This window comes from Mesorhizobium sp. M7A.F.Ca.US.007.01.2.1 (assembly GCF_003998165.1).
Lineage (GTDB): Bacteria > Pseudomonadota > Alphaproteobacteria > Rhizobiales > Rhizobiaceae > Mesorhizobium > Mesorhizobium ciceri.
This window is the reverse complement of record NZ_RZQP01000024.1, coordinates 39,774-46,025: the sequence shown is the minus strand read 5'-3', so window position 1 is coordinate 46,025 and position 6,252 is coordinate 39,774. Positions and strand designations below refer to the sequence as shown.

The following is a 6,252-nucleotide window of genomic DNA, read 5'->3' as shown; positions in this document are numbered from 1 at the left end:
TCTATGTGCAGCAGCTCATCGAGGACCAGAGCCGCGTCACGCTGGTATCAGGCGTCGTCATGTCGGCGGCGGCCCTTGGCGCCATCCTGTCGGCCTCGCGCCTGGGCAAGCTCGCCGACCGCGTCGGCCACTGGAACGTCATCATCGGCGCGCTTGCCGTCTCGGCGCTGCTGCTGATCCCGCAGGCCTTCGTCACGCAGAGCTGGCAACTCATCGGCCTGCGCTTCCTGATGGGTCTGGCGCTGGGCGGGCTGTTGCCCTGCATCACCAGCGTGATCCGCCACAATGTTCCCGATGGGGTCGGCGGCAATGTGCTCGGGCTGTCGATCTCCGCCCAATATGTCGGGCAAGTCGCCGGCCCCTTGCTGGGCGGCTTTGCCGGTGGTCATTTCGGCATGCGCTCGGTGTTTCTGGGCACATCCGTCTTGATGGCTGGGGGCGCGGTGTATAACTGGCTGGCACAGTCACGCCGCGAGCAGGACATGCTTGCCAACCCCGGCAAGCCCTGACGGGGTTGGGCGTCACGGGGCCCCAAACATGAGCACAGCCGAACGACCTTCCGACGACAGCAGCCGTATCCTCGTCCTGGCCGGGGGCCTCTGCGGTGCTGCCGGCGTGGCGCTGTCGGCCGCGGCGGCGCATCTCGGCGGCGCCTTCGTTGGCACCGCCGCATCGTTCCTGCTGATGCATGCGCCGGTCTTCCTTGCCGCCGGATTGCTTGGCGCGAACCGGATCCTGCGCATCGGCAGCCTGATCCTGCTGGTTGGGCTTCTGCTGTTCTGCGGCGATCTGCTGGCCCGCGATTTCATCGGGTCGCGGCTATTCCCGCTGTCGGCGCCGATCGGCGGCACGCTGCTCATTGCCGGCTGGCTGGCGATCGCTGCCTCGGCGCTGGTGCGCGTGCGGTCCTGACGCCCGCCGGCACCAAACGTCGAGCGTGGCGGCTAATCCTGCCGGCGCTCGGGCTTGATGAGCAATTCGCGATTGCGCCGCCGCAGCCTTGCCAACCGATGCCGCTCCGGCCGTTCGGAAGCCGGCGCGATGCCCCAATAGTTGCGATAGATGTCTTCAAATAGATAGCTCACGGGATGCATGATGTGCGCTCCTTTCAGCACTTGAATCGATCCAATCGAGAGGTGCGAAAAACCGACCCCGATCAGCTCCGCTTGCGCTCCACAAGGAACCGCAACTCGCGGACCCATGGGCTGGTTTTGCCGCGGCGCTTCTGCGTCGCGGTGTTCGACGAGATGCTCCAGTCGTTGCGGTAAATGTCTTCGAACAGAAAATTGACGGGATGCATGACACAACTCCCTACTTGATGTTGAATCGATCCAATTCTGCCAGCAGGCGTTTCCTTGGATCGATTCAAACATAGGCCCTATCGAAGCCTCGATCAAGCCAAAATTTGAACCGATCCAACGAAAGTGTTAAATGGGAAGAATTCAGGAGACGAAGATGGCGCCACTTATCTCTGCAAAGACAAGACCGGTCCGGCTGGCGGACATTGCCAAGGCAGCCGGCGTGTCGCACGGCACCGCGTCCAACGTCTTCGCCCGTCCGGAGATCGTGCGCGAGGAGGTCCGTGAACGGGTCAAGGCGGCAGCCGAGGCCATGGGATATGGCGGACCGGATCCCAAGGGCCGGCTGCTGCGCGCCGGCAAGGTCAATGCCATCGGTGTCGCGACCGCGGAACCCCTCTCCTATTTCTTCGACGATCCCTTTGCCCGGGTGATGATGGCCAGCATCTCGCAGGCTTGTGACGCGACCGGTGCGGGGATTTCGCTGGTCTCCGCCGTCAATGGCGAGCAGCTGGCGTGGAACATCCAGAGTGCGCTGGTCGATGGCTTCATCGTTTTCTGTGTCGATGGCGGCTCAAAGCTGGTCCAACTGGCACGTGAACGCAAGCTCCCCTTTGTGGCGCTCGATCTCGATTCGGACGACGACGATGCGGTCGCGGCGATCGGCGTCGACAACATCGCCGGTGCCGGCCTGGCGGCCCGCCACCTGACCGAACTCGGACATCGCCGCTTTGCCGTGCTTACCCTGCCCTGTGCCGACGCAGGCTTCGGCCCTACCACAAGGGAGCAGGTGGAAATGGCCCTCTACTCCGCTACGCGGGACCGCTTGCGTGGCTATTTCGCGGAACTCTCCCGCGTCGACATCGACGTCGAGCGTGTGCCGATCTACGAGACCGTCAATGACGAGAAGAGCGTGTGGGCCGGCCTCGAACATATTTTCGCCGGTGCCGAGGCGCCGACAGCCATCCTGGCGATGTCGGACAGGATGGCGCTCCATGCGCTGGACTGGCTGCGGCAGCACGACATTGCGGTACCGGGCGATGTTTCTGTCGTCGGCTTCGACGGTGTTCCGGAAGGGGCGGTTTCCAAGCCGCCGCTGACCACGATCGTCCAGCCGATCGCCGAGATGGGCCGCCTTGCCGTCAAGGCGATCCTTGAAAATGATGGTTCGTTCAGCCGGCAATCGCTGCCGGTCGAACTCGTGGTGCGGGCCTCATCCGGCCCCTCGCCCACCTGAGCTCAACGGCCCATTCTTGTCGCCATGCCCGGCATCGCGAAGGATGCAGCATGGACGGGCGATGCGGCGCTGTGAGCCGGCCTGCTTTTGGCGGACCAGCCAAGGCCCGATAGCCATTCGAGATAGTAGGCGAGCGCGAACTGCATGACGATGCCGGCCGATATCAACAGGCTGTCATAGGCAAATCCGCCCGGATTGATCAGCTTCAGCACCTGCGCCGCCATTGCAAGCACCGTGCCGGCAATGAAAACCGGCAGCGATCGTTTGCCCAATATGGCAAGCGGATGATCGCGCCCGGTGCGAAACAGATTCGAGATCGCCGGGAATGCCACGATCAGGTAGCTCACTGCGAGTATATGCAGGAGCCTCGGCAGCGACAGGAACGTCTTGTCGAAACCGGTCAGCACCGGAGGCAGGCCAAACCAGGAGATATGCCCCCAAAGCGGGCTGTGCACCCAGACCAGGGCCACAACGGTGTAGGCCAAGGCCGCCCCAACCAGCCAGCGATTGACCGGGATGGTGCCGCCGCGACGCACATGCAGCGTGCCCGCCAGGCCGATGTTGAAAAGGAACTGCCACGACAGCGGGTTGAGAAACCAGAAGCCGGGCTCGGGGTAGTTGGGCGGAGCAATCTGATAAATCCCCGCGACCAGCCACAGGGCGCCGGATGCCACCAGTGCCAGGACCGGCCGATAGCTGACAATGAGCAGGAACAGCGGCGCCAGCAAGAGCAGCACCGCATAGACGGGCAGGATGTTGTTGTAGCCGAGCTGGTGGCCGAGCGTCACGATGCCGATCAGCACCTGCGGCGTATTCTTGATCAACGGCTCGATGTTGATCATCGTCAAAAGCTCCGGCCGCCTGGCAAACACCGCCGCAGCGCAGAAAATGGCCATCACCACCATGGTGGTGACGATGTGGGTGGCATAAAGCACACCGGCGCGGCGCAACATCTTCAAAGTTGCCAGCAGCCGGTTTCCAGGCTGGAATTTCTTGCCGTAGGCGAGCGCGACCGAGATTCCCGAGATCAGCACGAAGACCTCCGCCGCATCCGAAAAGCCGAAATTCTTGTATGTCAGATACTCGAAGGCGGTACCCGGCACATGGTCGACATAGATGGTCAACAAGGCGAGAGCACGGATCACATCGATGCGCGTGTCGCGCTCAGTGCGGTCCGGGACACGCGCCTCGCGGTCTGGGACACGCGCATCGCGGTCCGGGGAAATCTGGGTGGTCATCGACAAAAAGGCCTCAAAGCTGGTTGTTCATACCGGCAATGCGACCCCCGGCGCACCGCTTCGATTCCTCCCGAAGGATGTTATCGGCGGAGAAACGGACTGTAATGCGCCCGGTTCAATCAACTTTCGCGGAGCTTGAAAATATTGCGTTTTGAAGCCGGCAAATTGAGCGAAACGTCATATAATCAAGAGGATGGTCGATGATCGACGAGACCTCACAAGATGGTGCGTTGCGGCGTGATCTCGCCTTCCACTACCGGCTTTACGGCGCGGCGGATTCAACGGGCGACTGCTTCTTCCTGCTGCATGGGTCGGGTGTCGACGAGACGACATTGGTGCCGCTGGCGCGAGAGATCGCACCGCGTGCCACGCTCATCGCGGTGCGTGGCCGCGTTGTCCAGGAGGATGGTTTCCGCTGGTTCGCGCGGATCACGCCGACGCGCTTCGAACAGGCGAGCATCCGCACCGAAACCGAGGCCTTTGCGGGCTTCGTCGCTGATGCGGCCACACGCCATCGTCTCGACCTCTCGCGCACAATTTTCCTCGGCTATTCGAACGGCGCCAATCTGGTTTCGAGCCTGATGCTGCTGCATCCGGGCCTTGTCGAACGCGCCGCGCTGCTGCGACCGATGCCGGTGCTCGATGATGTGCCGGCGACGGATCTGTCAAAGGTGCGGGTGCTGATGATCGCCGGCGCCGCCGACCTCACCTATGCGCCTTTCGCCCCTGCTCTGGTGACATTGCTCAGTCGGCATGGCGCCGAGATCGACGCCAGGATTGTCTCATCAGGTCATGAAGTCGGCAGCGCCGACGCGGCAATCGTCAGGCAATGGCTGGCGGGACCGGCGGCGGTGGCGCAGGCAAGCTGACAGGCTCGCCGCCACGACCAGCCGGCCTACCCTCTTCCCATCCGGTTCCAGGCATCCAGCCCGGCGATCTTGTAGGCTTCGGCGAGCGTTGGATAGTTGAAGGTGTTGTTGACGAAGAAGTCGACGGTGCCGCCGAGATTGATCACCGCCTGGCCGATGTGGATGAGCTCGGTGGCGCCCTCGCCGATGATGTGCGCGCCGAGCAGACGGCGCGTTTCGATCGAAAACAGCAGCTTCAGGAAGCCGGTGTTGACACCCATGATGTGGCCGCGCGAGGTCTCGCGAAAACGCGCCACGCCGACCTCGTAGGCCGCACCGCTCTCACGCACCTGTTCTTCAGACTGGCCGACCGTCGAGATTTCCGGCACCGCATAGATGCCATAGGGGAAGGTTTCCGGCGGCGGCGGCAAAGGCACTCCAAAGGCATGGCAGGCGGCCACCCTGCCCTGCTCCATCGAAGTCGAGGCCAGGCTCGGAAAGCCGATGACGTCGCCGGCGGCATAGATGTTGGGCACGCTGGTCTGGAAGGATTGCGGATCGACCTTGATGCGCCCTCTGGAGTCGGCGTCGATGCCGACGACATCCAGGCCCAGGCTGCCGACATTGCCGGTGCGGCCGGCGGCGTAGAGCACAACCTCGGAACGGATGGTGCGGCCATCGGCCAGTTCCACTTCGGCGGCGTCCGGCTTGGAGCGGATCTCCTTCACCGCGCTGCCCAGCCGGATGGTCATGCCGCGATCGCGCATCTGGTGGATGAAATCGTCGACGATCTCGCGGTCGACGAAATCGAGGATGGAGTTGCGCGGCTCGACCAAGGTTACCGGCACGTCGAGCGCGGAAAAGATCGTCGCATATTCGACGCCGATGACGCCGGCGCCGATCACGGTCAGCGTGCGCGGCAAGCGATCAAGCTCCAGCATCTCGTCGCTGTCGAAGACGCGGGTCTTGTCGAAAGGCACGTCGCGCGGGCGGTGCGGCCTGGTGCCGACCGCTATCAGCGCATTGGCAAAACCGACCTCGCTGTAATCGCCGGTGTCTGATGTCAGGCTGACCTTGTTGGGGCCAAGGAATTTCACCGCGGCGCGAGCGCTCTTGACCGTGTTGCGCATGAACTGGTGCTGCAGCACCTCGACCTCATGGTCGAGCGTCTTGTGCAGGCGCTCGACCAGATCGCCGACCGAAATATCCTGCTTGACGCGGTAGCCACGCCCGTAGAAGCCGCGCTCGCGCCAGCCCGAGAGATTGAGCACCGTTTCGCGCAGCGTTTTCGATGGGATGGTCCCGGTATGCACCGAGACACCGCCCAGACGCCGGCCGCGGTCGACCACCAGCACGGACTTGCCGAGCTTGGCCGACTGCACCGCGGCACGGCGGCCGGAAGGGCCGCTGCCGATGACCAGCATGTCGTAGTCCATATTGCCCCGTCCCCTGTGCGCTCTGCTGCGCCGCAACAAGCTAATGCTATCCGCGCCGCAAATTCAACCAGTTCGCATCGGGCCCGACGCCATCGAAGCTGGAGCACCGCTGGAAGCGCGATCTTGATTCCGCCACAGGCCTTCACCATTTCATGGCTGAGCAGTCCGCACCCTATGTCGGACCTTGTTACGAGG

The 6,252-nt window shown here is 63.2% G+C and carries 7 protein-coding genes; 4 read left to right on the top strand and 3 right to left on the bottom strand.

The window, feature by feature from the left end:
* Both EN949_RS07235 and EN949_RS07230 read left to right on the top strand, forming a co-directional pair.
* Positions 1-509: MFS transporter (locus EN949_RS07235; protein ID WP_127371661.1), on the top strand; the 509-nt coding region annotated here is incomplete at its 5' end.
* A gap of 28 nt (positions 510-537) precedes the next feature.
* Complete coding sequence (locus EN949_RS07230; RefSeq protein WP_027162433.1) at positions 538-912, top strand: DUF423 domain-containing protein; 375 nt, start codon at positions 538-540, stop codon at positions 910-912.
* Positions 913-944: 32 nt separating this feature from the next.
* Here EN949_RS07230 and EN949_RS35790 read toward each other — a convergent pair whose 3' ends face one another.
* Positions 945-1,373 carry a hypothetical protein gene (locus EN949_RS35790; protein ID WP_164753438.1) on the bottom strand — a complete coding sequence of 143 codons (429 nt, stop codon included), beginning with the start codon at positions 1,371-1,373 and terminating at the stop codon, positions 945-947.
* 82 nt (positions 1,374-1,455) lie between these two features.
* Between EN949_RS35790 and EN949_RS07215 the strand changes: the two genes are divergently transcribed.
* Entirely contained in the window at positions 1,456-2,535 is a 1,080-nt protein-coding gene (locus tag EN949_RS07215) for a substrate-binding domain-containing protein (RefSeq protein ID WP_127366111.1), read from the top strand.
* 2 nt (positions 2,536-2,537) lie between these two features.
* On the opposite strand, the gene EN949_RS07210 is transcribed toward EN949_RS07215, so the two are convergent.
* Positions 2,538-3,773, bottom strand: a complete 1,236-nt coding sequence (locus tag EN949_RS07210) for an OpgC family protein (RefSeq protein WP_024504692.1) — start codon at positions 3,771-3,773, stop codon at positions 2,538-2,540.
* A gap of 200 nt (positions 3,774-3,973) precedes the next feature.
* On the opposite strand from EN949_RS07210, the gene EN949_RS07205 reads away from it, so the two are divergent.
* Positions 3,974-4,642: an alpha/beta hydrolase gene (locus EN949_RS07205; protein WP_127366112.1), complete on the top strand. Its 669-nt coding sequence runs from the start codon at positions 3,974-3,976 to the stop codon at positions 4,640-4,642.
* Positions 4,643-4,668: 26 nt separating this feature from the next.
* Here EN949_RS07205 and sthA read toward each other — a convergent pair whose 3' ends face one another.
* Positions 4,669-6,057: a Si-specific NAD(P)(+) transhydrogenase gene (sthA, locus tag EN949_RS07200; protein ID WP_027162436.1), complete on the bottom strand. Its 1,389-nt coding sequence runs from the start codon at positions 6,055-6,057 to the stop codon at positions 4,669-4,671.
* Between the last annotated feature and the right edge of the window lie 195 nt (positions 6,058-6,252).